General features: G+C 67.1%; 21 protein-coding genes. 15 read left to right on the top strand and 6 right to left on the bottom strand.

The window, feature by feature from the left end; translation table 11 throughout:
• The first annotated feature begins 38 nt into the window (after positions 1 to 38).
• The 8 genes from AC13CR_RS08805 to AC13CR_RS08770 are packed head-to-tail and all read left to right on the top strand — an operon-like array spanning position 39 to position 6,924.
• Positions 39 to 2,237: a heavy metal translocating P-type ATPase gene (locus AC13CR_RS08805; RefSeq protein WP_335661790.1), complete on the top strand. Its 2,199-nt coding sequence runs from the start codon at positions 39 to 41 to the stop codon at positions 2,235 to 2,237.
• Positions 2,234 to 2,410, top strand: coding sequence for a cbb3-type cytochrome oxidase assembly protein CcoS (ccoS, locus tag AC13CR_RS08800; RefSeq protein WP_292950771.1), 177 nt, complete (start codon positions 2,234 to 2,236; stop codon positions 2,408 to 2,410). Before AC13CR_RS08805 ends, ccoS begins: the two co-directional genes overlap by 4 nt.
• Positions 2,407 to 4,059: a cytochrome-c oxidase, cbb3-type subunit I gene (gene ccoN, locus AC13CR_RS08795; protein ID WP_292950773.1), complete on the top strand. Its 1,653-nt coding sequence runs from the start codon at positions 2,407 to 2,409 to the stop codon at positions 4,057 to 4,059. Before ccoS ends, ccoN begins: the two co-directional genes overlap by 4 nt.
• 4 nt (positions 4,060 to 4,063) lie before the next feature.
• Positions 4,064 to 4,843, top strand: coding sequence for a cytochrome-c oxidase, cbb3-type subunit II (ccoO, locus tag AC13CR_RS08790; protein WP_293013391.1), 780 nt, complete (start codon positions 4,064 to 4,066; stop codon positions 4,841 to 4,843).
• Positions 4,843 to 5,013, top strand: a complete 171-nt coding sequence (locus AC13CR_RS08785; protein ID WP_292950777.1) for a cbb3-type cytochrome c oxidase subunit 3 — start codon at positions 4,843 to 4,845, stop codon at positions 5,011 to 5,013. Before ccoO ends, AC13CR_RS08785 begins: the two co-directional genes overlap by 1 nt.
• On the top strand, positions 5,004 to 5,882 hold the full coding sequence (ccoP, locus tag AC13CR_RS08780) for a cytochrome-c oxidase, cbb3-type subunit III (RefSeq protein WP_292950779.1): 879 nt from the start codon (positions 5,004 to 5,006) through the stop codon (positions 5,880 to 5,882). Before AC13CR_RS08785 ends, ccoP begins: the two co-directional genes overlap by 10 nt.
• Positions 5,879 to 6,049, top strand: coding sequence for a hypothetical protein (locus tag AC13CR_RS08775; RefSeq protein WP_293767347.1), 171 nt, complete (start codon positions 5,879 to 5,881; stop codon positions 6,047 to 6,049). The genes ccoP and AC13CR_RS08775 overlap by 4 nt, the downstream gene beginning before the upstream one ends.
• The gene (locus AC13CR_RS08770) at positions 6,043 to 6,924 is read left to right on the top strand and encodes a DUF2189 domain-containing protein (protein WP_292950782.1); all 882 of its coding nucleotides are present in this window, start codon (positions 6,043 to 6,045) and stop codon (positions 6,922 to 6,924) included. The genes AC13CR_RS08775 and AC13CR_RS08770 overlap by 7 nt, the downstream gene beginning before the upstream one ends.
• Before the next feature lie 203 nt (positions 6,925 to 7,127).
• On the opposite strand, the gene AC13CR_RS08765 is transcribed toward AC13CR_RS08770, so the two are convergent.
• From AC13CR_RS08765 to AC13CR_RS08740, 6 genes are read right to left on the bottom strand one after another with little or no spacing between them, the layout of a single operon-like run.
• On the bottom strand, positions 7,128 to 9,332 hold the full coding sequence (locus tag AC13CR_RS08765) for a glycoside hydrolase family 2 protein (RefSeq protein ID WP_482900906.1): 2,205 nt from the start codon (positions 9,330 to 9,332) through the stop codon (positions 7,128 to 7,130).
• Positions 9,333 to 9,334: 2 nt separating this feature from the next.
• The gene (gene dgoD, locus AC13CR_RS08760; protein WP_292950786.1) at positions 9,335 to 10,483 is read right to left on the bottom strand and encodes a galactonate dehydratase; all 1,149 of its coding nucleotides are present in this window, start codon (positions 10,481 to 10,483) and stop codon (positions 9,335 to 9,337) included.
• The gene (locus tag AC13CR_RS08755) at positions 10,480 to 11,418 is read right to left on the bottom strand and encodes an aldose epimerase family protein (RefSeq protein WP_482900905.1); all 939 of its coding nucleotides are present in this window, start codon (positions 11,416 to 11,418) and stop codon (positions 10,480 to 10,482) included. The genes dgoD and AC13CR_RS08755 overlap by 4 nt, the downstream gene beginning before the upstream one ends.
• The gene (locus AC13CR_RS08750) at positions 11,411 to 12,343 is read right to left on the bottom strand and encodes a Gfo/Idh/MocA family protein (RefSeq protein ID WP_292950790.1); all 933 of its coding nucleotides are present in this window, start codon (positions 12,341 to 12,343) and stop codon (positions 11,411 to 11,413) included. Before AC13CR_RS08750 ends, AC13CR_RS08755 begins: the two co-directional genes overlap by 8 nt.
• Entirely contained in the window at positions 12,343 to 13,398 is a 1,056-nt protein-coding gene (locus tag AC13CR_RS08745; protein WP_292950792.1) for an ABC transporter ATP-binding protein, read from the bottom strand. Before AC13CR_RS08745 ends, AC13CR_RS08750 begins: the two co-directional genes overlap by 1 nt.
• Before the next feature lie 34 nt (positions 13,399 to 13,432).
• The gene (locus AC13CR_RS08740) at positions 13,433 to 14,236 is read right to left on the bottom strand and encodes an IclR family transcriptional regulator (protein ID WP_292950794.1); all 804 of its coding nucleotides are present in this window, start codon (positions 14,234 to 14,236) and stop codon (positions 13,433 to 13,435) included.
• Positions 14,237 to 14,362: 126 nt separating this feature from the next.
• Between AC13CR_RS08740 and AC13CR_RS08735 the strand changes: the two genes are divergently transcribed.
• The 7 genes from AC13CR_RS08735 to AC13CR_RS08705 all read left to right on the top strand — a co-directional run bounded on the left by AC13CR_RS08735 (position 14,363) and on the right by AC13CR_RS08705 (position 21,884).
• Complete coding sequence (locus AC13CR_RS08735; protein WP_446233125.1) at positions 14,363 to 15,598, top strand: ABC transporter substrate-binding protein; 1,236 nt, start codon at positions 14,363 to 14,365, stop codon at positions 15,596 to 15,598.
• A 76-nt stretch (positions 15,599 to 15,674) separates the two neighbouring features.
• On the top strand, positions 15,675 to 16,604 hold the full coding sequence (locus AC13CR_RS08730; RefSeq protein ID WP_292950798.1) for a carbohydrate ABC transporter permease: 930 nt from the start codon (positions 15,675 to 15,677) through the stop codon (positions 16,602 to 16,604).
• Between the two features lies 1 nt (position 16,605).
• Complete coding sequence (locus AC13CR_RS08725; RefSeq protein ID WP_292950800.1) at positions 16,606 to 17,451, top strand: carbohydrate ABC transporter permease; 846 nt, start codon at positions 16,606 to 16,608, stop codon at positions 17,449 to 17,451.
• Complete coding sequence (locus tag AC13CR_RS08720; protein WP_292950802.1) at positions 17,451 to 19,523, top strand: alpha-galactosidase; 2,073 nt, start codon at positions 17,451 to 17,453, stop codon at positions 19,521 to 19,523. Before AC13CR_RS08725 ends, AC13CR_RS08720 begins: the two co-directional genes overlap by 1 nt.
• Positions 19,520 to 20,428: a 2-dehydro-3-deoxygalactonokinase gene (locus AC13CR_RS08715; protein ID WP_292950804.1), complete on the top strand. Its 909-nt coding sequence runs from the start codon at positions 19,520 to 19,522 to the stop codon at positions 20,426 to 20,428. The genes AC13CR_RS08720 and AC13CR_RS08715 overlap by 4 nt, the downstream gene beginning before the upstream one ends.
• Complete coding sequence (locus AC13CR_RS08710; RefSeq protein WP_292950806.1) at positions 20,425 to 21,033, top strand: 2-dehydro-3-deoxy-6-phosphogalactonate aldolase; 609 nt, start codon at positions 20,425 to 20,427, stop codon at positions 21,031 to 21,033. Before AC13CR_RS08715 ends, AC13CR_RS08710 begins: the two co-directional genes overlap by 4 nt.
• Positions 21,030 to 21,884, top strand: coding sequence for an SMP-30/gluconolactonase/LRE family protein (locus AC13CR_RS08705; protein WP_292950808.1), 855 nt, complete (start codon positions 21,030 to 21,032; stop codon positions 21,882 to 21,884). The genes AC13CR_RS08710 and AC13CR_RS08705 overlap by 4 nt, the downstream gene beginning before the upstream one ends.
• The last annotated feature ends 149 nt before the right edge of the window (positions 21,885 to 22,033 follow it).

The raw sequence follows: 22,033 nt of genomic DNA, 5'->3' as shown, positions 1-22,033 counted from the left end.
GCACTAGGAGTTGATGGCCAAATCCTTGGGTCTTTCCGATGCCTGCCTCTGCCGCCCTCCATTCGACAGGTTCTCGAACCGTAACCCTGTCCGCACCGACGATCCGCTGCGGCGGCTGCGTTGCCGCGATCGAACGCGCCCTTGTCTCGCGCCCCGATGTCGATCGCGCGCGCGCCAATCTGACCCTGCGCCGGATCAGCGTCACACCCTCGCCCGCAGCGGCCGATCTGTCCGGGATTCTGGCCGCGCTGGACCGGATCGGCCATCCGGCGACCCCGATCGACGCGGCTGATCTGTTCGTCGAGGCCGGCGACCGGACCGGTCAGGCGCTGCTGCGCGCGGTCGCCGTGGCGGGGTTCGGCGCGATGAACGTGATGCTGCTGTCGGTGGCGGTCTGGTCCGGCGCGACCGGGGCGACGCGGGACAGCTTTCATCTGATCTCGGGGCTGATCGCGGTGCCGATCGTGGCCTATGCGGGGCGGTTCTTTCTCGTTTCAGCCTGGCGCGCACTGCGCCGGGGCGGCGTGAACATGGATGTGCCCATCGCGCTGGCCATCGCGCTGGCCACGACGCTGAGCCTGTACGAAACCGCGCGCGGCGGGGACCAGGTATTCTTTGACGCGGCCGTGACACTGACCTTCTTCCTGCTGATCGGTCGCTGGCTGGACCACCGGATGCGGGACCGGGCGCGCAGCGCGATGACGGGTCTGGCACGTCTTGCCGTGCGCGAGGCGGTCGAGGTTGCGCCCTCGGGCGCGACGCGCGCGGTCACGGTCGATGCCATCGTTGCGGGCATGGTCCTGCGGATCGCGCCGGGCGAGCGGATCCCGGTCGATGTCCGCATCCTTGCCGGTGCCTCCGATCTGGACCGGTCGCTCGTCACCGGAGAATCGCGTCCCGTCAGCGTGGGTGCCGGCTGCGAGGTCGAGGCCGGGGCGCTGAACCTGACCGGCCCCGTGGACGCGGTGGCCCTGCGCCCCGTCAGCGACAGTTTCCTGGCGCAGATGATGGCGATGCTGGCCACGGCCGAGGAAGGGCGCGGCCGCTATGTGCGCATCGCCGACCGCGCGGCGCGGCTTTATGCGCCGCTGATCCATCTGCTGGCGCTGGCGACGTTCATCGGCTGGATGGCCGTGACCGGCGATTGGCAGGTGGCGGCGTTCGTGGCGATCAGCGTGCTGATCGTGACCTGCCCCTGCGCGCTGGCCCTGGCCGTTCCGGTCGCCCATGTCGTCGCCGCCGGCCGGTTGATGGCCGATGGCATCCTGATGAAGGACGGATCGGCGTTGGAACGGCTGGCGCATATCGACCGCGTGGCCTGGGACAAGACCGGCACGCTGACAACCGGCGAACCGACGATCCGTGCATGGCCCGACATGGATGCCGCGTCGCGAAGGGCGGTTACGTCGCTGGCCGCACGGTCGGCGCATCCGGCGGCGCGCGCGATCGCAAGGCGCCTTGTCGCGCCCGCCATGATGTCGGCGGATGTGCCGATGGATGTGGTGGAACGCCCCGGATTCGGCGTCGAGGGTGTGATCGCCGGCCAGCGGGCGCGGCTGGGGCGGGCCGTCTGGGTCGGCGAGATCGCGGCCGATATGGCAACCGGGGACGGTCCCGCCTTTGCCTTCGACGGAGGCGCGATGCTGCGGTTTGCGCTGGACGAAGACCTGCGCGACGGCGCGGCGGATGCCGTGGCGACCCTGGCCGGGATGAACCTGGCCGGCGAGATCCTGTCCGGCGACGCGGCCCCGGCCGTGGAACGGGTCCGGCGCCTCCTGGGGCTGGGCGGGGCGCAATCGGGCATGAAGCCCGCGGACAAGATCGCCCGGCTCGACGACCTGCGCGCGCAGGGCATCCGGGTGCTGATGGTGGGCGACGGGCTGAACGACACCGCGGCGCTGGCCGCCGCACATGTGTCGATGGCGCCGGCAACGGCATCGGATGCGGGCCGGGCCGCCGCCGATCTGGTGTTCCTTCGCGACGATCTGCGCGCGGTGCCGCAGGCCGTCGGCCTTGCCCGCCGCACCGGCCGCATCGTCCGGCAGAATTTCGGCCTGGCGATCCTCTATAACAGCATCGCGGTCCCGCTGGCGGTCGCGGGCCTTGTCACGCCGCTGATCGCCGCCATCGCCATGTCGGCCTCCTCGGTCGCGGTGGTGGCCAATTCGCTGCGCCTGAACCGGCGCAGGGCGCCGATTGCGGCACCCGGTGCGGTGCTTTGCGAGGTGCCGGCATGACGATCCTCTATCTGCTGATCCCGATCACGCTGGTCATGGGTGCCATCGGCCTTGGCGCCTTCTTCTGGAGCCTTCGCAGCAGCCAATACGACGATCTGGCGGGCGATGCCGAACGCATCCTGCATGACGACGGCGACACCCCGCTTGTCCCGAACAAGGAGACCCCACGATGATAAAGCGTCTGACCATAGCCGAACGGCAGACCGCGATGCTGCTTTCGGTCCTGATCGCCCTGGCAGGCTTTGCCATGGCCGTCATCGGGCGGGGCGATCCGATGGGGGTGCATGGCTGGATCGTGCTGATCCTTGCCGGGGCGCTGTTCTTCGCTCTGGCCAGCGCGCTCTACGAACCCGAGCCGACCGAGGATCGCGCGGTCTCCTATTATGATGATCCCACCAAGGTCGGAATCCTGCTGACGCTGGTCTGGGCGGTCGCGGGCATGGGCATGGGGGTCTGGGTCGCGGCGCAACTGGCCTGGCCCGACCTGCGCTTTGACGCGGCCTGGTCCAGCTTCGGGCGCATCCGGCCGGTCCATACGTCCGGCGTGATCTTCGGCTTCGGCGGCAATGCCCTGATCGCCACCTCGTTCCACATCATGCAACGCACTAGCCGCGCGCGCATGGCAGGCCACATCTCGCCCTGGTTCGTGCTGCTGGGCTTCAATCTGTTCTGCATCATCGCGGCCACCGGCTATCTGATGGGCGTCACCCAGTCCAAGGAATACGCAGAGCCGGAATGGTATGCCGACATCTGGCTGGTGATCGTCTGGATCGTGTATTTCGTGCTCTATATCCGCACGCTGGCCCGCCGGAACGAGCCCCATATCTATGTTGCCAACTGGTATTACCTGGCCTTCATCCTGGTCGTGGCGGTGCTGCACATCGTCAACAACCTGGCCGTCCCGGCATCCTTCGGCGCAGCCAAAAGCTATTCGGCCTTTTCAGGCGTGCAGGATGCCATGACGCAATGGTGGTATGGCCATAACGCGGTGGCCTTCTTCCTGACGGCAGGCTTCCTTGGAATGCTCTACTATTTCCTGCCCAAGCGGGCCGAGCGGCCGATCTATTCCTATCGCCTGTCGATCCTGTCCTTCTGGGGGATCACCTTCTTCTATATCTGGGCGGGATCGCACCACCTGCACTATACCGCCGTTCCGGAATGGGTGCAGACGCTGGGCATGACCTTTTCGGTCATGCTGCTGGTGCCGTCCTGGGCCAGTGCCGGCAACGCGCTGATGACGCTGAACGGGGCCTGGCACAAGGTCCGGGACGACGCCACGCTGCGGTTCATGATGGTGGCGGCGGTATTCTATGGCCTGTCCACCTTCGAGGGATCGTTCATGGCGATCCGCCCGGTCAATTCGCTGTCGCATTATACCGACTGGACCGTGGGACATGTGCATGCGGGGGCGATGGGCTGGGTCGCGCTGATCACCTTCGGGTCGATCTATGCGCTTGTTCCGGTGCTGTGGCGCAAGCAGACGATGTATTCCTGGAAGCTGGTGGAATGGCACTTCTGGCTCGCCCTGGGCGGGACCGTCGTCTACGTCTTCGCGATGTGGAACAGCGGCATCACCCAGGGGCTGATGTGGCGCACCTATACCGAAAGCGGCACGCTGGCCTATTCCTTCACCGACACGCTGGTGAAGATGCACCCCTATTACATCGCGCGCGCCATAGGCGGGGCGATGTTCTTTGTGGGTGCCGTGATCGGGGCGTTCAACGTCGTGATGACGATCCGCAGCGTCGGCCATCAGGCACAGCAACTTGACTATCCCACCGGGTCGGAGGCCAACGAGCCTGCCGTTCCGGCGGCGGAGTAGACCCATGTTCAGAACACTTCTCGGACCGTTTGCCCGGTTCTTCGAATTTCACGCCAAGACCCATTACCGGGCCGAGCGGCATTCCATGGCCCTTGCCGGGGGCATCCTGCTGGCCGCAAGCATCGGCGGCTTCATCGAGATCGCGCCGCTGTTCACCATCGACGACACGGTCGAGGCCGCGCCCGACATGCGGCTTTATACGCCGCTCGAACAGGCCGGGCGCGACATCTATATCCGCGAAGGCTGCTATGCCTGCCACAGCCAGATGATCCGCACGCTTCAGGATGACGTGGACCGCTACGGCCCCTATTCGCTGGCGGCGGAAAGCAAGTACGACCACCCGATGCTGTGGGGATCGAAACGCACCGGGCCGGATCTGGCACGCGTGGGCGAGAAATATTCCGACGACTGGCAGGTGCGCCATCTGGCCGATCCCCGCGCCCTGGTGCCGGAATCGGTCATGCCGCAATACGCCTTTCTGCTCGACACCCCGCTGGAAACCGAAAGCCTTCCGGGCCGTCTGGCCGCCCTGCGGGCCGTGGGCGTGCCTTATTCCGACGCCCAGATCGCAAACGCGGCCAGCGACGCCTTCGGTCAGGCCATGCCCGACAGCGACCGCGCGGGGGGCGTTCTGGACCGCTATGGCGAGGAAACCAACCTGCGCATCTTCGATGGCCGCCGCGACCGCCTGACCGAGATGGACGCACTGGTCGCCTATCTTCAGATCCTGGGCGGCCTGACCGATCTGGCGGCCCGGGCGCAACCGGCCAGAGGAGAGAACTGATGGAACTGAGCTATGAATGGACATCGGCCTTCGCCCAGTCCTTCGGTCTGATCTACCTGATGGTCCTGTCGGTGGCGATCGCCGTCTATGCGTTCTGGCCCAGCCTGGGCAAGCGCTTCGACAAGGCCGCCAAGAGCATCCTGAACGATGAGGACGGCCCATGTCGGTAAAGGAACGCGATCCGCTGACCGGTCACCAGACGACCGGCCATGAATGGAACGGCATCACCGAACTGAACACGCGCGTGCCCCGTGCGGTCTGGTTCTTCATCGCCGTCACGCATATCTGGGCGCTGGTCTATTGGGTGCTGATGCCGGCATGGCCGTTGGTCACGACCTATACCAAGGGCCTGCTGGGCTATGACGACCGGACACGGGTCGAACGGCAACTGATGGCGGCCAATGCGCAACGCGCCGACTGGACCCAGGCGCTGGCCACGCTGCCGGCCGAGGACATCCGCCAGGATCCCGCATTGATGGCGCGGGTCGCACAGACCGCACCGGCGCTTTTCGGCGACAATTGCGCCGCCTGCCACGGGACGAATGCCGCCGGCGGGCCGGGTTTCCCCAGCCTTGTCGACGATGCCTGGCTGTGGGGCGGTGATACTGCCACGATCATGGAAACCCTGCGCGTGGGGATCAATGCGCCCCATCCCGACAGCCGCAGTTCCCAGATGCTTGCCTTCGGCGAGACCGGGATCCTGACGCGGCCGCAGATCCGCACCGTCGTGAACTACGTCCAGTCCCTGTCCGGCCGAGAAACGCAGGCCGATGCGCAGCAACTGGCCGAGGGCGCAACGATCTTTGCCGAGAACTGCGCCAGTTGTCATGGCGAGAACGCCATGGGCAACCAGGACATCGGTGCGCCGAACCTGACCGACGATTTCTGGATCTATGGCGGCGACGATGCCGCGATGTTCACGACGATCGACCTGGGCCGGCAGGGCTGGATGCCCGCCTGGGAGGGCCGGCTGACAACGGCCGAGCGCATGGCGCTGACGATCTACATCCAGGATCTTGGCGCGGAGCAAGGCAAATGACCCGCCCGCGTCTTGTCGCCTTCGGCTCTGCCGGGTTGCTGGTTGCGGGGTTTGTCGCGGCCAATGCCCATCTCGTTCTGACCGCGATCGGCTCGCAGCCCGATTGCGTCCTCGAAGCCCCACCGAAAGAAGGCGCCGCGCCCCGAGCGGCGGAACCGTCATGCTGAGCGACCGCACCGATCCGCCCCCGCCCGACAACCCCCATGCGGGGGGCGTCATCCCCAAGGTGGTTCCACCTCTCCCGCGCGAGAACCCGCACGCCCGCAACCTGCCATGGCGGACAGCCCTGCGCTGGCTTCGGGCGGGCTGGTCCGATCTGTGGACCAATCCCGTGCCCAGCCTGCTTTACGGCGCGGGTGTCTTTGCGGTTTCGCTGCTGGTGGTCCTGGCGCTGTTCCAGTTCCGCTATGAATATGCGCTGTTCCCGGCGCTGGCGGGATTCATGGTCCTGGGTCCGCTGATCGCGAACGGCCTCTACGAAAAAAGCCGCCGACGGGAGACGGGCGAAAAGATCGGGCTGGGCGGAATGATCTTCGTGCGCCCGCGTTCTGGCTATCAGGCGCTTTTCATGGGCGTCATGTTGCTGGGGCTGTTCCTCTTGTGGCTCAGGGCGGCGGTGCTGATCTATGCGCTGTTCTTCGGCATGGTGCCGTTTCCGGGCACCGATGAACTGGTCCCGATGCTGTTTCTGACCCCGACGGGCTGGGCGCTGCTTCTGACGGGCAGTGCTGTCGGCGCGCTTTTCGCGGCCTTCGCCTTCGCGATCAGCGTCTTCGCCGTGCCGATGCTGCTGACCGAACGCACGGACGCGCTGTCGGCCATGGGCATTTCCATGGCGATGGTCTGGGCCAACCTGCCCGTCATGTTGGCCTGGGGCGCGATCGTGCTGGGGCTTTTCCTGGTCTCGATCGCAACGGCGTTCGTGGGACTGATCGTGGTCTTTCCGATGCTTGGTCACGCGACATGGCACGCCTACCGCGCCATCCGTCCCGTTGATCGCCAGCAGGGCGATGCCGAACGCATGTTCATCCGTCCGGCCTAGCGGGATCATGGTCTGCCGATCTGCACGGACGGGCCTTGCGTTTCAGTGCGGCGAAAACGATGGCTATCGCTGCCTGCGCCGGTGTCCGGCCCCGACAGCATCAGGCCGGCTTCACGCGATCTCGTCGCGTGCCCGCCCGCCGGCCCGGCCGCAGATTGCGCTCGGCAGCCCTGCCGATCGCTGGCCGGTCGGGGCCGGTTCGCCTAGCGCAGCGTGACAAGGACCGAGGCCGTCTTGTCTCGCAGCCTTGCGTCAAGCCGGATGGTGCCGGTCTCGCCAGTCGGGCGCAGCCAGGAGCCGGTGCTGCCGCCTTGCAGCACCGGGCAGGCCGGACCGATCAACCGGGCCGGACCGGCGAGGTCCAGAAAGACCGGCTCGTTCAGGAAATGCAGCCGGTTGCCAGCCTGATCCAGCGCGCGGACGATCACCCGGATCTCGTCGCTGGGATCGGCGGCGGCTTCGGTCACGTCCGCGGCCAGAACCAGCCGGTCGAACACCGCTCCTGCGGGAAAGTGACGTTCGGCCACCAGCTCGCCGTCGCGATAGCCGCGCAAAAGGCCCGAATGCCAGCTTTCGCCCCAATCGCCCAGTTCCTCGGCCGAGAAATGGCGGTGGTCGATGATCACCGGCGGGTGGGGCAGATGCGGGAACCGCTCGCGGTCGGGGCTGACACGCCTGGTCACGCGGGCATGGGACAATTCCACCTCGTCGCAATTCGTCAGCACGATCAGCGGCAGAACGCCGCCGATATTGCGCTCGCCGCGCGCCCAGACGGTGACGGGCTCCATCACGATGCCGTCCCCGGGGTCGCGCTGGCTGGCATAGGCATGGGCGGCGAATTTCGGCTCGCGGAAGATCGTCATCACGCCGTGATGGCAGATCCGGTCGCCGGCACCGAAATCCTTGTGGGTATTGTAATCGAACATGCACCAGCCGATGCAGCCGGCCAGTCCCGCGGCCGGGTCGTGAGCCGCATCCAGCACCTCGAGATGGCGCAGGACGTGTTCGTGCTGGCGATGTTCGGGATCGCCCGCCTTGGTCGGAAACATGTGCCCGTTATATTCGGTCACCAGATAGGGCACTCGGGCGGGCAGGCCGGTGACCTCCTGCTGATCGCGCAGCGCGGTGCGCGGCCGGTTCGAAAAGGGCGTCTCGAAATCGCCGAGGATGAAATCATTCATCGTATAGACGTCTTCCAGAAGCTGGCTGTCGGGGATGCAGCGAACGCCGCCGGTCGGCCGGGTCGGGTCCAGATCGCGCGCCAGCGCGTTGGTGCGGCGATAGAAATCCTCTGCATCAGGGCTTTCGTTGATGCGTACGCCCCAGATCACGATCGAGGGATGGTTCCAGTCGCGCCTGATCATCCTTTCCACGTTCAGCACCGATTCATCCTGCCAGCCGGGCCCGCCGATATGCTGCCAGCCGGGAATTTCCTCGAAGACCATCAGCCCGATTTCGTCGCAGCGGTCCAGGAACCACGGGCTTTGCGGGTAGTGCGAGGTGCGCGCGATGTTGCAGGCCAGATCGAAGCGCAGGATTTCGGCGTCGCGCTGCTGGCTGCGCCTGCCCTGCGCGTAGCCGGAATAGGGAAAGCTCTGATGCCGGTTCAGTCCGCGCAGGATGACGCGCGCGCCGTTCAGAAAGAACCCCTCGGGCGTGAAGCGCGCGTCGCGAAAGCCGAAGCGTTGGCTGAGGCGGTCGCCGCTGTCGGGCAGGGACAGCGTCAGCGTGTAAAGCGCGGGCGTATCGGGCGACCACAGCGTGATGCCTTCCAGCCCCGCAAGGCGGATCTCGCCCTGGCCGGTGGCATGCGCGATCTGGCGGCCGGACGCGTCCGACAGCACCGCCTCCACCGGGCCCGGCTGCGTGACCTCGATCCGGGCAAGGACCGTCTTGCCGTCGGCCAGCACCTCGGGCGTCTCGATCTTGACGGCGGCGATGTGGCGTTCGGGCAGCACCTCCAGCCAGACATCGCGATAGATCCCGGCATAGGTGAGATAGTCGATGCGCCCGCCGAAAGGCGGGATTTCCGGATTTTCCGATCCGTCGATTCGCACCGTCACCAAGGCTGAGCCGCCATCGAAACAGCCGGTCAGATCGACGGTGAAGGGCGTATAGCCGTCGCGGTGCCGCGCGACCCGCACCCCGTTCACCCAGGCCGTGGCATCGGCCATCGCCGCGTCGAAGCGCAGCCTGACGATCCGGCCCTGCCAGGCCGGTTCCCAGGCGATCTGGCGCTGATAGGTGAAGGGGCGCTGAAAATCGCCCTCGTCGAAATAGTTCAGCGGAAGATCGGCGGCGTTGTGGGGCAGGGTGACCGGTGTGCCCGCCATCGACGCCGCGATATGGGCCTTGTCGAACCCGGGCGCAAAGCGCCAGCCGGCGTTCAGGGTGCGGATCTCTCTCATGCCTACCACTCCGCGAAACTGCCATCGGCGTGGCGCCAGATCGGATTGCGCCAGCGATGCCCCCCGGCCGCTTCCTGCCGGACCCGGTCTTCGTTGACCTCGATGCCCAGGCCGGGGCCGTCGGGGATGGCGACGAAGCCGTCGCGATAGTCGAAGACGCCGGGATTCGTCAAATAATCCAGCAAATCCGATCCCTTGTTGTAGTGGATGCCCAGCGATTGTTCCTGGATGAAGGCGTTGTAGCAGACCGCATCCAGTTGCAGATTTGCGGCCAGCGCGATCGGCCCCAGCGGACAATGCAGCGCCAGCGCCACGTCATGCGCTTCGGCCATGGCGGCAATCCGGTAGGTTTCGGTGATGCCGCCCGAATGGCTGGGATCGGGCTGGATGATGTCCACATAGCCGCCATGCAGGATCTGCTTGAAGTCCCAGCGGCTGTAAAGCCGTTCGCCAAGCGCGATCGGGGTTGCGCAATGATTGGCGATCTCGCGCAGCGCTTCGGCATGTTCGCTGAGCACGGGTTCCTCGATGAACATCAGATTGAAGGGCGCCAGCTCGCGTGCAAGCTGCTTGGCCATGGGGCGATGGACGCGACCGTGAAAATCCACGCCGATGCCGAAATCGGGGCCCATCTCGTCGCGGATCGCCTGCACGCGGGCCAGAACGGCGTCGATCCTGGCATGGCTGTCGATGAACTGCATCTCTTCGGTGCCGTTCATCTTGACCGCGGTAAAGCCGCGATCGCCGCATTCGCGCGCCATGCGCGCGGTGTCGCCCGGCCGGTCTCCGCCGATCCAGCTATAGACCCGGATCCGGTCGCGCTGCCGCCCGCCCAGCAGCGCGTGGACCGGCACCCCAAGTGCCTTGCCCTTGATGTCCCACAGCGCCTGGTCGATCCCGGCGATGGCCGACATGTGGATGCCGCCGCCGCGATAGAAGCCGCCGCGATACATCACCGTCCAGTGGTCCTGGATATGGCCCGGATCGCGGCCGATCAGATAGTCGGACAATTCCTCGACGCAGGCGGCGACGGTGGCGGCGCGGCCTTCCAGCACCGGTTCACCCCAGCCCGAAATCCCTTCATCGGTGCAGATCTTCACAAAGCACCAGCGCGGCGGCACGATGAATGTCTCGATGGTGGTGATTTTCATGAAAGCCTCGCGGTGAAATCCAGCCGGATGGTGTTGGTATAGATCTGTCCCGGCCGCAGGATGGCGTCGGGAAAGTCGTTGCGGTTGGGCGCGTCGGGCCAGGCCTGCGGCTCCAGGCACAGGGCCTCGGCGGCGGGCAATCGGGCCAGAAAGACCTGCAAGCCCGGCTGGTCGGTCGAAAGCCGCATCGCCCGCCCCGAGGCGCGATCCTCCAGCCACGCCACCGGGCGCAGGCCCGGCCCGTGATCGAGGCAGAGGCAATGGTCCAGGCCCGGCTCGTCCGGTCCGGGCAGCGGGCGAAAATCGCGAAAGTCGAAGCGGGTGCCCGCGACGGGCCGGGCCGCGCCTTTGGGGATCAGCGCCGCATCCACGGGCAGATAGCGTTTGGCGGCGACGCGCAGCCGGTGGTCCCGGACCGGCCCGCCGCCCGCGAGGTTGAAGAACCCGTGCGAGGTCAGCGAAACCGGGCATGGGACGGTGACCGTCGCGCGATAGGTCACCGTCAGGCTGCCGGGATCGTCCAGCGCAAAGTCCGCCCGTGCCTGCAACGCGCCCGGAAAGCCCTGATCGCCGTCCGGGCTGTCGAGACCCAGAACGACCGAGCGCGGGCCGCGATCCAGGACCTGCCAGTCGCGCCGGTCGAAACCCTCGGCGCCGCCATGCAGCGTATTCGCGCCCTCGTTCGCGTCCAGCCTAACCTGCCGGCCGTCCAGCATGAAGCCGGCGCCGCCGATGCGATTGGCATAGCGGCCGATGCTGCTGCCCCGGAACAGGCGTTCCCCGCGGTGATCGGCCGGCCGGGGTGGGCCGATCAGCACCTCGCCGGGATGGCCGTCCGGGCCCGGAACGCGCAGGCTGGCCAGCGTCGCGCCATGGGGCAGGATCGTCGCGGAAAGGCCCGAGGGCAACGCAATGGTGCAGGCCGGTTCAGCCATGCCCGGTCTCGTCGAAGGGTGCGACGAGGCGGCGTCTGCCACAGAGGAACGCATCCGCGACCAGCCGCAGCGGAGCCAGATCGACCGCGCTTCTGCCAGCGGCGACAAGGTCGCGAAAGCCCTCGTAGAGCCGGCGATATTCCACGTCCTCGCCGCCGATGGCCGGCTTTCCGTCGGCCTCGAAGACCGCGCCGCCGTCACGCAGGCAGGCGGTGCCGTTCGTGGTCTCGAAGCCGATCTGCCAGGTTTCCCCGCCTTGTTCGCGCCAGTCGAACTCGGCATCGATCGCAACCGCTCCGGCGGACAGCGCAAGCTGCGCCGCGATCGGGGTCTGGCGGCCCTCGGGAATGTCCAGGCCGGCCGCGCGCAGGATCACCGGGTCTGCCATCAACGTCGTCAGCAGCGACAGCGCGTTGATGCCGGGATCGAAGACGCCCAGCCCCCCCGGCTGCCAGATCCAGTCCTGACCGGGATGCCATTTGCGCACATCCTCTCGCCAGTCGATGCGGACCTGCCGCACCTTGCGGACCGACAGCCAGCGGCGCGCGGCGTCCACCGCACGACCCTCGCGGCTGTGCCAGGTGGCGAAGATCGTCAGCCCGCGCCGTCCGGCCTCGTCGCGCAGGATCTCGGCCTCGGTCAGGGTCGCGGCAGGGGGTTTTTCCAGCATCAGATGCCGCCCCGCGCGCAGGACCTGCATCGCCTGATCGAACCGTCCCTGTGGCGGCGTGCACAACGACACCGCCGCAAGGCCGGGTTCGGCCGCCAGCATCGCGGCCAGATCGGGGTAGGAGGGGCAATCCGGCAGGCTGGCGTTGCGGCTGGCGATGGCGGCCAGATGCACGCCGCCGGTCGCGGCGATGGCGGGCAGGTGCTGGGCACGGGCAATGGCGCCCAGTCCGACAAGACCGATGGCCAGCGACATCAGCGCAGCCGCTGACCGGTCTGGGCATCGAAGATCAGCGCGCAGGCGGGATCGAAGCCCGCGCCGATCGCGTCGCCGATCCGGACGGCGACCTTGTCGCGATCCTCGATGACCAGTTTTTCGCCGTTCTCGGCCGAGGCATGGACGTAGGAGACGCCGCCAAGCGCCTCGACCATGTCGACGCTCAGGCTGTCGCCGCCGTCGATCTTCAGGAATTCCGGGCGCAGGCCGACCGTTACCGCGGTCCCCTCGGCCGGCAGAGCGACAGGGCTGGGGATGCTGCGGCGCATGGTCGGGATCGCGATCTCGCCGTCCTTGACCCGCCCTTCCATGAAATTCATCGAGGGCGAGCCGATGAAACCCGCCACGAAGCGGTTGTCGGGATCATCATACAGGTCCATCGGCCGGCCGACCTGTTCGATATTGCCCGCGCGCAGGACGACGATCTTGTCGGCCATCGTCATCGCCTCGACCTGGTCATGGGTGACATAGATCATCGTCGCGCCGATCTCGCGGTGCAGGCGGGCGATCTCGGCCCGCATCTCGACGCGCAATTCGGCATCCAGGTTCGACAGCGGCTCGTCGAACAGGAACACCTCGGGGCCGCGGGTGATGGCCCGGCCGATGGCGACGCGCTGACGCTGGCCGCCCGACAAGGCCGCAGGCTTGCGATCCAGCAGCGGTTCCAGCTTCAAGATCTGCGCCGCCTCCTGCACCTTGGCGGCGATCTCGGTCCGCGGATGGCCGTTCATCTTCAGCCCGAAACCCATGTTTTCGGCCACTGTCATGTGCGGATAGAGGGCATAGGTCTGAAACACCATTGCGATGCCGCGATCGGCCGGCTCGGCGCCGGTCACGTCGCGTCCGCCGATGCGGATCGCACCACCCGTCGTCTCTTCCAGCCCGGCGATCATCCGCAGCAGCGTGGACTTGCCACAGCCCGAAGGGCCGACGAAGACGCAGAACTCGCCCGGCTCGACCTGCAGATCGACGCCGTGGATGACCTCGGCATCGCCGAATTTCTTGACGATCTTTTCCAGTCCGACTCCGCTCACGGGGTCCGTCCTCCCTTGTTCCGCGAACCCGCCTTCAGCCGGGCCGCTTCTGTTCCGGAAAGCGCCAGTCGCTGGCGGCTTTCGCAATCTTGTCCGCCGTGTCCAGGATCAGCGGGACGTGGCGTTCCAGCCGGTCATGTTCGGCGCGCTGGCCCGAGGTGATCGACAGCGCGCCCAGCACCCGGCCCTGCGGCGACAGGATCGGCGCGGCGATACAGCGGATGCCGGGTTCGTGTTCCTCGTTGTCCCAGGCGATGCCGCATGCGCGGATGTCGCGCAGCTCGGCGCAGAGGCTTTCGGCATTCCTGTGCGTCTTGTCGGTGAAGCGGTGAAAGCTTTGCCGGGCCAGCGCGTCCCGCAGGGCGGGTTCGGGCAGAAAGGCCAGCATCGCCTTGCCGACGCCGGTGCAATAGGCCGGCCCGACCTTGCCCGATTGCGAGAACATCTCGACCGGGCGGGCGGCGTTGCGTTTGTCCACATACAGCACCATGCCCTGATCCAGCTGCGCCAGATGCAGCGTCTCGCCGGTAAGATGCGAAAGCTGGTCCAGATGGCACGCCGCGATCGGCGCCAGCGCGCTTTGCGACCAGGCCGCATGAGCCAGCCGCACCAGGCGCAGGCCCGGCGCATAGGTCTGGCGATCGGCATCGAAGGCCAGCATCCCCTGCTTCGTCAGGGTCCGGAGAAAGCGGTACAGCGTGGCCTTGGGCAGGCCGGATACGGGCAGCAATTCGGCAAAGCGCACCGGCCGGCCGAATTCGGCCACGCGATCCAGCACCGCCAGCGTGCGCCCGACCGTGCCGTCCGTGCTGTCGGGCGCCGCAATCGCCTTGTTCATGACTCCTCCTCAGGGCTGTTGACAGGATGAGAGATTCGCGGCAGCATTTCAATATGTAAAATCAAGTTCCAGCATGTGAGACAAGATGCTGGCTGTTTTACCGGCGAAAATGGGGAGGAGACCCGAATGACGATGCCAAGAACCACCGCGCTGACGGCGCTGATGGCCGCGCTTGCCTTGCCCGCCATGGCCCAGCAACGCGATCTGACCCTGTTCACCGATGCCTCCGATCCGGCACCCAAGGCCGCCTTCGAGCAACTGGTAAAGGGGTTCGAGGAGGAAAACCCCGATGTGAAGGTCACGGTCAACACCTTCGATCACGAAGGCTACAAGACCGCGATCCGCAACTTCCTGACCGCCGACAGCCCGGATCTGGCCAACTGGTATGCAGGCAACCGCATGGCGCCCTTCGTCAATGCCGGACAGTTCACCGATGTCTCGGATGTCTGGGAGGAGAACGGGCTGAAGGAATCGCTGGCGCCGGCGCTGTCGTCGATGACCATCGACGACAAGCAATGGGGCGTGCCCTACACCTATTACCAGTGGGGCATCTACTACAACAAGGATGTCTACAAGCAGGCCGGCGTCGAGGTGCCCAAGACCTGGGACGACTTCATCGCGAATTGCGAGAAGTTCAAGGAAGTCGGCGTCGATTGCCTGACCACCGGGACCAAGGCGCTGTGGCCCGCCGCCGGAATCTTCGACTATCTCAACCTGCGCACGAACGGCTACGATTTCCACATGCAGCTGACCAACGGCGAGATTCCCTGGACCGACGACCGCGTGCGCAAGGTCTTTGCCGAATGGGCCAGGGTTTTGCCCTATACCACGCCCAACGTCGCCGCGATCGATTGGCAGGACGCGGTGTCCAACATCGTGCAGGGCAAGGCCGCGAACTACGTCATGGGCAATTTCGCCGTCGCCACCTTCCGCGATGGCGGGATGACGGACGAGACGCTGGGCTTCATGGACTTTCCCGAGATCACGCCGGGCATCCCGCGTGCCGAAGAGGCGCCGACGGACACGATCCACATCCCGGCAGGCGCCAAGAACGTCGAGGATGCCAAGAAATTCCTGGCCTATGTGGCGCGCGCCGATGTGCAGACCGCGATGAACGAAACGCTGGGCCAGTTGCCGATCAACGTCAATTCGACCGTGGGGGACGATCCGTTCCTGAAACAGGGCTTCGAGGTGCTGTCCACCGCCGAGGGCGGCATCGCCCAGTTCTTCGACCGCGACGCGCCAGCGCAGATGGCCAAGGCCGGGATGGAGGGATTCCAGGAATTCATGGCCTATCCCGACCGTCTGGACGCGATCCTGGAACGGCTCGAATCGGTCCGCCAGCGCGTCTACAAGAACTGATCCTGCGCGTGGCGGGCGGTTCCCGGAACCGGGTGCCGCCCGCCTTTCCCCCCTTCCTGATCCGAGGAGTGCGACGATGACCGTCTCGCCCGCCGCCGCGCTGCCGCCAAATGGCCCGCCCGCGCCGCGCCGCCGCAGGCTGGGGCGCAAGCTGGCGCCCTGGCTGTTCCTGGCCCCCGGCGCGATCATGTTCCTGGTCTATGTCATCATCCCGATCGGCCAGTCGATCCGGATCTCGTTCTTCGACTGGGACGGGCTCAGCCCGAAGGTCTGGACGGGACTTTCCAACTATGCCGAGCTGTGGGGCGATCCGGCCTTCTACACCAGCCTCAAGAACAACGTGATCTGGCTGGTCCTGTACATGCTGGCGATCCCGGCCGGCCTGGCCATTGCGCTGTTTCTGAACCAGACCGTGCGCGGCATCCGCATCTACAAATCGCTGTTCTTCTTTCCCTTCGTGATTTCGCAGGTCGTGGTCGGCCTGATCTTCTCGTGGTTCTACGCGCCCGGTTTCGGGCTGTTCTTCGAGATGACGAAATGGTTCGGCGGCGAGGGCGTGGCGGTGCTTGCCAACCCCGATACCGTGACCTACGGCATCATCGCCGCAGGTCTTTGGCCGCAGATCGCCTATTGCATGATCCTGTATCTGACCGGCCTGAACGCGGTCGCCCCCGACCAGATCGAGGCCGCCCGGCTGGACGGCGCCAAGGGGCTGAAGATGCTGTGGTACGTGGTGCTGCCGCAGCTTCGGCCAGCGACCTTCATCGCCGTCGTGGTGACCGTCATCGGCGCCCTGCGCAGCTTCGATCTGGTGTCGATCATGACTGATGGCGGACCGTTCGGATCGTCGCGGGTGCTGTCCTTCTACATGTATGAACAGGCGCTGTCGGAATACGGCTATCGCATGGGATACGGCGCGGCCATCGCGGTGGTCCTGTTCGCGATCATGATGATCTTCATCTCGGGCTTCATCTGGAAGATGTGGCGCGACGAAAAGGGGCTTTGAGATGTTTCCCAGACCCGTCCAGTCCATGAGCCCGGCCGCGCGGACCACCTACCAGATCGCATTGCCGGTGATGCTGATCCTGTGGCTTCTGCCGCTGCTGGGCGTGGCCCTGACCTCGGTCCGTCCCTCAAGCGATCTGGCGCAGGGCAATTATTTCGGGGTGCCGTCCTACCTGGCGTTTTCGAACTATCTCGACGTGTTCCGCAATTCGCCCTTCGCCAGCTACATGCTGAATTCTTTCCGGGTGACGATCCCGACGGTGATCGGGGCGGTGGCGCTGTCCTGCCTGACCGGCTATGCGCTGGCGGTCTACAGGTTCAGGGGCAACCTGATCGTCTTCTTCCTCTTCGTGGCGGGCAATTTCGTGCCCTTCCAGATCCTGATGGTTCCGGTGCGCGACCTGACGGTGACGATGGGATTATACAATACCATTACCGGGCTGGCGCTGTTCCACATTGCCTTCCAGACCGGGTTCTGCACGCTGTTCATGCGCAATTTCATCAAGGCGCTGCCGCGCGAACTGATCGAGGCCGCCCGCGTCGAGGGCGTCAGCGAATGGCAGATCTTCTGGCATGTCGTGCTGCCGCTGGTGCGGCCCGCCATCGCGGCCCTGTCGGTGCTGGTCTTCACCTTCATCTGGAACGATTATTTCTGGGCAACGGTGCTGACGACCGGGGCCGGCACGCAGCCGATCACCGCCGGACTGCAATCGCTGAACGGGCAATGGGTGGCGGCCTGGCAACTGGTTTCGGCCGGATCGATCCTGGCCGCATTGCCGCCGGTGGCGATGTTCTTTCTGATGCAGAAACACTTCATCGCGGGGCTGACGCTGGGGGCGGTGAAGTAATGATCCGAACCTGGTCGCTGGACGATGCGCGGCAAAGCCTGGTCCTGGCCAGCCGCGACGCCCGCCTGCCCGAGATCGTCTATTGGGGCGCGCCCCTGCCGCCGGACGAGGATCTGGCGGCGCTGGCCCGCTCGGGGTTGGCCGATGTCACCGGCGGGATGCTGGATCGGCTGCCCGAATTGTCGATCTGCCCGGAAGCCTCGCAAAGCTTCCCGGGCGAGCCGGGGCTGATCGCGCGCGATCTGCAGGGCCGCCCGCTGCGCCCCGCCTTCCGCCTTCAGGGCGACGAGACGGCCGAAGGGCGGCTGGCGCTGTCCTATCGTTGCGCGGCCACCGGCATCGGCTATCGCGCCAGCTTTGCGCTGGACGCGGATACAGGTCTGGTCGCGGCGCAGGCCGAAATCGACAGCGATCGGCCGATCATCCTGCACTGGCTGGCCGCGCCGGTCTTTCCGGGCCCGCAACTGGCCGACGAGATGCTGGAAATTTCCGGCCGCTGGTGCGGCGAATTCCAGATCGCGACGTCAGCCTGGCGCCCCGGCCAGCGCGTGCGCGACAATCATACCGGCCGCACCGGGCACGAACATTTCCCCGGCCTGATCCTGCCCGACCGCGGCGCCGCCAAGACCACGGGCGAGACCCGCGCCTTCCATTACGCCTGGTCGGGCGGGCACCGGATGCTGGCCGAGGAATTGCCAGACGGCCGCCGCCAGATCCAGTTCGGCCACGCTTCGGGCGCCGAGCCGGGGCCGGGACGGCATTTTCGCACCGCGACGCTTTACGCGGCCTTTTCGGATCAGGGCTCGAACGGCTGCGCGGTGGCGTTCCAGCGGTATCTGCGCGCCCGCGCGCCGCAGGCCCGCCCGCGCCCGGTCCACTATAATTGCTGGGAGGCAGTCTATTTCGATCACGATCTGGCCGCGCTGAAAGACATCGCCAGCCGCGCCGCCGCGCTTGGCGCGGAACGATTCGTGCTGGATGACGGCTGGTTCGGCCGGCGCGACGACGACACGACCAGCCTCGGAGACTGGCAGGTCGATCCGCGCAAGTATCCCGACGGGCTGGGTCCGCTGATCGCGCATGTGCGCGGGCTGGGCATGGATTTCGGCCTCTGGTTCGAACCCGAGATGGCCAACCGCGACAGCGAACTGGCGCGCGCCCATCCCGACTGGATCCTCGGGGCCGGGGATCAGATCGAGGGCCGCGGCCAATGCGTGCTGGACCTGTCGCGGCCCGTGGTCCGCGACCATCTTTTCGCAGCCGTCGACGCCGTTCTTTCGGCTCACGCGATCGGCTATGTGAAATGGGATCATAACCGGGTGCTGCCGCATACGGACGCGGCGCAGGCGCGCGGACTTTATGACGTGCTGGACCGGCTGCGTGCGGCCCATCCGGGCGTCGAATTCGAAAGCTGCGCCTCGGGCGGGGGGCGGATCGATTTCGGCATTCTCGAACGCGCCGCACGGGTCTGGCTGTCGGACAGCAATGACGCGCTGGAACGGCTGCGCATCCAGCACGACGCAGCGCTGTTCCTGCCCGCCTGCGTCACCGGCAGCCATGTCGGCCCCCGCATCTGCCACACGTCGGGGCGCGAGATCGACATCCACACCCGCGCCTGGACCGCGGCCCAGCGGCACATGGGATTCGAGATGGACCCGCGCGAACTGACCGATGACGAGGCGCGGGTGCTGCGCGACGTGACCGCGTGGTGGAAGGCGGGTCGCGACTGGCGGATGGAGGCCGATATCCTGCGGCTGGACAGCGCCGATCCGGCCGTTCTGGCCGAAATGCAACTGGCCCGCGACGGCCGCCGCTTCGTGGCCTTCGCCGCGCAGATGGCCAGTTCGGCGCCGATCCTGCCCCGGCCGCTGCGGCTTGCCGGGCTGCAGCCGGATGCCCGCTATCGGCTACGCTTGCTTGATACCGGGCAGGGCACGCGGCTTTCGCGCGGGCTGCCGGCGCTGAAGGCCGGGCCGGTCACGGCCAGCGGTCAGGCGCTGATGCGGCGCGGCGTCACCCTGCCATGGACCTTTCCACAGCGGATCCGGGTGATCGAAGGAGAAAGGGCATGAGCCACGCCAACCCCGACTGGATCGCCGCCGATTGGGGCACGACGCATCTGCGGCTGTGGGCCATGAATGGCGACCGGGTGCTGGATCGCCGTGTCTCGGATCAGGGGATGGGCCGTCTGGCGCCCTCGGAATTCGGCCCGGTGCTGGAATCGGCGCTGCGGGGATGGGGGGTGGCCCCGGTCGTCGCCTGCGGCATGGTCGGCGCGCGCCAGGGCTGGTTCGAGGCGCCCTATACGCCGGTGCCCTGTCCGGCGCGGCCGCGGCTGGTCAGGGTGCCGGGGCACGCCGCGCGGCCGGTCTTCATCGCCTGCGGCCTGCGTCAGGACAGCCCGCCCGACGTGATGCGCGGCGAGGAAACCCAGATTGCCGGCCTGAGCCTGCGCGATCCGGATTTCGACGGCGCGGTCTGCCTGCCGGGGACCCATACCAAATGGGTCACGATTGCGGGCGGGCGCGTTGCCTGTTTCCGCAGCTGCATGACCGGCGAGATCTTCGATCTGCTCGCCCATCGTTCGATCCTGCGGCACATGCTGGGCGCGGGAGGTGACGACATGGCCGCCTTCGACGCGGCCTGTCAGGCGGCGCTGACCGATCCGGCCGCGGCCTATGGCGCGCTGTTCGGTCTGCGGGCCGGGGCATTGCTGAACGATCTCGCCCCCGCGACCGCTGCCTCGCGTCTGTCCGGGCTGCTGATCGGCTGGGAACTGGCCGCGACGCGCGATCTGTGGGCGGGCCGAACGGTGGCGCTGATCGGCAGCCGCGTGCTCAGCCCCCTTTATGCCCGGGCGCTGGCGACCCGCGGGATCGCCGCCACCGTCCATGACGCCGAATATCTGACCCTCGCCGGGCTTTTTGCCGCGCGCCACAGCCTGGAAATTTCCCATGACACCGGAGCCCAGCCATGAGCCGCCCCCTGATCGCCATCCTGCGCGGAATCACCCCGACCGAGGCGCTGCCCGTGGCCGGGGCACTGATCGAGGCGGGCGTGACCCGGATCGAGGTGCCGCTGAACTCGCCCGAACCGCTGGACAGCATCGCCCGCATGGTCACGGCCTACGGGTCGGATGCGCTGATCGGCGCGGGCACGGTGCTGACCCCCGGTCAGGTGCGCGAGGTGGCCGCGACCGGCGCGCGGCTGATCGTCTCGCCCAATTGCGATCCGGCGGTGATCGCGGCCAGCAAGGCCGCCGGGATGGACAGCTTTCCCGGCGTGATGACCCCGACCGAGGCTTTTGCCGCGCTGGCCGCAGGGGCGGACGGTCTGAAGCTGTTTCCCGGCGAACTGATCGGCCCGGCGGGACTGCGCGCAATGCGCGCCGTGCTGCCGCCGGAGGTGCCGCTGTTCGCGGTGGGCGGCGTCTCGGCCGACAACATGGCCGATTGGCACCGCGCCGGTGCCGCCGGATACGGGATCGGATCGGCGCTCTACAAGCCCGGCGACAGCGCCGCGACCGTCGCCGCGAGGGCGCGCGAGCTGATAGCCCGCTTTGACGGGGCGTGCGCGGCATGACGGCGGGGATCCTTGATGGCCGCGCCTGTTTTCTGGGCGAAGGACCTTTGTGGCACCCGCTGCGCGGTCAGCTGTTCTGGTTCGACATCCTCGACGGACGGCTGCTCAGCCGCGACGCGCAGGGCGCGCGGGAATGGCCGATCGGCCAGATGGCCGCCGCCGCCGCCTGGGTCGATGCCGACACGCTGGCGATTTCAACCGAGACCGGGCTGCGGCTTTTCGACATCGCCAGCGGCGCGCACGAGCCGCTGGCCGGAATCGAGGCCGACAACGCTGCGACGCGCTGCAATGACGGACGGGCCGATCCGATGGGCGGGTTCTGGGTCTCGACCATGGGCAAGCGGGCCGAACCGGGGGCGGGGGCGATCTATCGCTATTACCGGGGGGCGGTCGCGCCGCTGTTCACCGCGATCACCATCCCCAATGCGATCTGTTTCGCCCCGGATGGACGCCGCGCCTATTTCGCCGATACCCCGACCGGCCGGATCATGACGGTCGCGCTGGATGCGCAGGGCTGGCCCGATGGCGCGCCCGAAGTCTTCGCCGATCTTGCCGCGGAAGGACTGAACCCCGACGGCGCCCAGACCGATGCCCAGGGCGGGGTCTGGAACGCGCAGTGGGGCGCCGGGCGCGTGGCCCGCTATCGCCCCGATGGCAGCTTCGATCGGGCCATCGCGGTGGGCGGGCGGCACGCATCCTGTCCCGCGTTCGGCGGGCCGGATTTCGCGACCCTGTTCGTCACCACCGCGCGGCAGGGAATCGAGGCACCGGATGCGGGGCAGGGCTGTGTCTATCAGGCGCCCGCCGGAATCGCAGGCCGCGCCGAGCCCGCACTGCTGCTGGGCCGCTGATCGCCGCGCGGGGCGTCGTCCGATCGGGCCGTGGCAATCGCAGCCGGTCCCGGTCCGGCGCGCCGCCTGCAACAGGAACCGGTCCGGCAGGTGCTGCGCAGGATCGGTTGCCACGGCATCCAGGCAGGCACCGGCACGACATCCGGCGA

This window comes from Paracoccus sp. L-17, assembly GCF_056857655.1.
The sequence above is the reverse complement of the archived record's forward strand: the minus strand, read 5'-3'. Positions and strand labels throughout refer to the sequence as shown.

Bases quoted from the DNA above. Each gene is read 5' to 3' on its own strand.
- AC13CR_RS08735 (WP_446233125.1), top strand. From the start codon at position 14,363: ATGACGATGCCAAGAACCACCGCGCTGACGGCGCTGATGGCCGCGCTT.
- AC13CR_RS08720 (WP_292950802.1), top strand. From the start codon at position 17,451: ATGATCCGAACCTGGTCGCTGGACGATGCGCGGCAAAGCCTGGTCCTG.
- AC13CR_RS08785 (WP_292950777.1), top strand. From the start codon at position 4,843: ATGGAACTGAGCTATGAATGGACATCGGCCTTCGCCCAGTCCTTCGGT.
- AC13CR_RS08715 (WP_292950804.1), top strand. From the start codon at position 19,520: ATGAGCCACGCCAACCCCGACTGGATCGCCGCCGATTGGGGCACGACG.
- AC13CR_RS08770 (WP_292950782.1), top strand. From the start codon at position 6,043: ATGCTGAGCGACCGCACCGATCCGCCCCCGCCCGACAACCCCCATGCG.
- ccoN (WP_292950773.1), top strand. From the start codon at position 2,407: ATGATAAAGCGTCTGACCATAGCCGAACGGCAGACCGCGATGCTGCTT.
- AC13CR_RS08755 (WP_482900905.1), bottom strand. From the start codon at position 11,418: ATGGCTGAACCGGCCTGCACCATTGCGTTGCCCTCGGGCCTTTCCGCG.
- AC13CR_RS08730 (WP_292950798.1), top strand. From the start codon at position 15,675: ATGACCGTCTCGCCCGCCGCCGCGCTGCCGCCAAATGGCCCGCCCGCG.
- AC13CR_RS08750 (WP_292950790.1), bottom strand. From the start codon at position 12,343: ATGTCGCTGGCCATCGGTCTTGTCGGACTGGGCGCCATTGCCCGTGCC.
- AC13CR_RS08710 (WP_292950806.1), top strand. From the start codon at position 20,425: ATGAGCCGCCCCCTGATCGCCATCCTGCGCGGAATCACCCCGACCGAG.
- ccoS (WP_292950771.1), top strand. From the start codon at position 2,234: ATGACGATCCTCTATCTGCTGATCCCGATCACGCTGGTCATGGGTGCC.
- AC13CR_RS08740 (WP_292950794.1), bottom strand. From the start codon at position 14,236: ATGAACAAGGCGATTGCGGCGCCCGACAGCACGGACGGCACGGTCGGG.
- AC13CR_RS08775 (WP_293767347.1), top strand. From the start codon at position 5,879: ATGACCCGCCCGCGTCTTGTCGCCTTCGGCTCTGCCGGGTTGCTGGTT.
- ccoP (WP_292950779.1), top strand. From the start codon at position 5,004: ATGTCGGTAAAGGAACGCGATCCGCTGACCGGTCACCAGACGACCGGC.
- AC13CR_RS08765 (WP_482900906.1), bottom strand. From the start codon at position 9,332: ATGAGAGAGATCCGCACCCTGAACGCCGGCTGGCGCTTTGCGCCCGGG.
- AC13CR_RS08805 (WP_335661790.1), top strand. From the start codon at position 39: ATGCCTGCCTCTGCCGCCCTCCATTCGACAGGTTCTCGAACCGTAACC.
- AC13CR_RS08725 (WP_292950800.1), top strand. From the start codon at position 16,606: ATGTTTCCCAGACCCGTCCAGTCCATGAGCCCGGCCGCGCGGACCACC.
- dgoD (WP_292950786.1), bottom strand. From the start codon at position 10,483: ATGAAAATCACCACCATCGAGACATTCATCGTGCCGCCGCGCTGGTGC.
- ccoO (WP_293013391.1), top strand. From the start codon at position 4,064: ATGTTCAGAACACTTCTCGGACCGTTTGCCCGGTTCTTCGAATTTCAC.
- AC13CR_RS08705 (WP_292950808.1), top strand. From the start codon at position 21,030: ATGACGGCGGGGATCCTTGATGGCCGCGCCTGTTTTCTGGGCGAAGGA.